The organism is Wolbachia endosymbiont of Drosophila seguyi (assembly GCF_028981765.1).
GTDB lineage: Bacteria > Pseudomonadota > Alphaproteobacteria > Rickettsiales > Anaplasmataceae > Wolbachia > Wolbachia pipientis.
The window spans coordinates 1-1780 of sequence record NZ_JAPQLM010000014.1; the positions used below are offsets into that span (position 1 = coordinate 1).

At 36.5% G+C, this 1780-nt stretch carries 2 protein-coding genes; both read right to left on the minus strand.

Annotated features, from left to right (window positions below; genetic code table 11):
- Positions 1-69: 69 nt before the first annotated feature.
- Positions 70-1050 (minus strand): Holliday junction branch migration DNA helicase RuvB, encoded by a 981-nt coding sequence (gene ruvB / locus OZD62_RS00265; protein WP_010963048.1) that lies wholly within the window; start codon positions 1048-1050, stop codon positions 70-72.
- Positions 1047-1619 carry a Holliday junction branch migration protein RuvA gene (gene ruvA, locus OZD62_RS00270; RefSeq protein WP_010082382.1) on the minus strand — a complete coding sequence of 191 codons (573 nt, stop codon included), beginning with the start codon at positions 1617-1619 and terminating at the stop codon, positions 1047-1049. Before ruvA ends, ruvB begins: the two co-directional genes overlap by 4 nt.
- Positions 1620-1780 lie beyond the last annotated feature (161 nt).

Genomic DNA, 1780 nt, shown 5'->3' on the forward strand with positions numbered 1-1780 from the left:
CCATTATTTTTAATATATAAATGTTAGCATATAGATACCACGCCAATTAGTCAATATAAATTATGATGTTTAATGTTGAAAGCTCAAATACTCCTTTGCTTGATCGGTTAGAACGCGCCCTCTTGGTGTGCGCTTTACAAAACTAATTTTGATTAAATAAGGTTCTACTGTTTCTTCAATATTGCCAACATCTTCGGATAGCGCAATAGATATGGTGTCAATTCCAACAGGGCCTGAAGTGTTGAATAAAAATCTTAGATAATTCATATCAAGTTTATTGAGTCCCATTTTATCTACACCCAATTTTAGTAATACAGAATCAGCGACTTCATAAGTAATTTTTTTATCATCTTTCACTTCAACAAAATCCCTTATTCTTCTGAGTAACCTCAAAGCAATTCTTGGAGTGCCGCGCGCACGGCAGGCAATTTCCCGTGCTGCATCCTCTTCAATTTCAGCAGAAAGAACTCTTGCGCCTCTTTTTATAATATTAACCAGCTCCTCAAAGGAATAAAACTCAAGATGCAAAGGAATGCCAAAACGATCTCTGAGTGGCGCAGAAAGTAATCCAAGCCGTGTTGTTGCTCCAATTAGCGTAAATGGTGGTAGATCTATCCTTAAAGTGCGAGTAGATGGACCTTCACCTACTAATATGTCCAGGCAAAAATCTTCCATAGCAGTATATAAAACTTCTTCGATGCTGCGATTTAATCTATGAATTTCGTCGATAAATAGAACATCTTTTGCATTTAAAGTGGTAAGCACTGCGGCCAAATCTCCAGCTTTACTAAGTAAAGGACCAGAAGTTGCGCGAAAGCTAACTCTTAATTCTTTAGAAACAATTTGTGCTAAAGTTGTTTTGCCAAGCCCTGGAGGACCATATAATAAAACGTGATCTAAAGCTTCAGTTCTCGTCTGTGCAGCGTTTATAAACACTTTTAAATTTTGTATTAAGTCTTTTTGCCCGACAAAATCATCAAGTTGTTCAGGCCTGATGTTGATATTGCGCACATCTTCAGTATATTCTTTACCGCACGATATTGATTTCATAGTATTGAAAGCTCCTTAAGCGCCATGCGAATAATATCCTTAGTGTCCAGATTTGGCCTGTATTTTTTTATCGTATCATAAGCTTTCATTTTTTCATACCCAAGATTGATCAATGCTGAAAGGGCATCTTCATTAATTGGATGAAAATTATTGTTATTTATTTCTAGTTTACTCACTTTGCCACTCAATTCAGTGATGATTCGATTTATGAGTTTCAGGCCAAGTCCGCTCATCTTGAGTGCTACTTTATCTTCATTCATAATTGCCAAAAATAGCTGTTCTGGAGTTAATTTGCCCAAAATTGACATTGCAGTTTTATAGCTAACGCCGCTTACTTTGACAAGCAACCTCAAGCACTGCTGTTCTTCTTTGCTTATAAAACCATATAGCTGAGCGACATTTTCTCTGTTATTTGCATAGGTTTCGATAAGTAATTTAACTCTACTTCCGATGGAACATGCATTTAAAGTTTTGGCTGAAAGATACACCATATAGCCAACATCATTCACATTCAGGATTATGTGATCACTGCGCACTTCATCAACTATTCCGCTTAGATTTCCTATCATTTTTAACACTATATAGAGTTCAGTTTAAATACTCCTGGATCTTAGGTCAAGCAAACGAACATTATAACAGGGAAACGTGGCTAAAAAACCACTTGACAAACTCCGCCAGCCCCCTTATCATAAACACTGAAGCTATTTATTTATCTTCTCTGTACAGATTA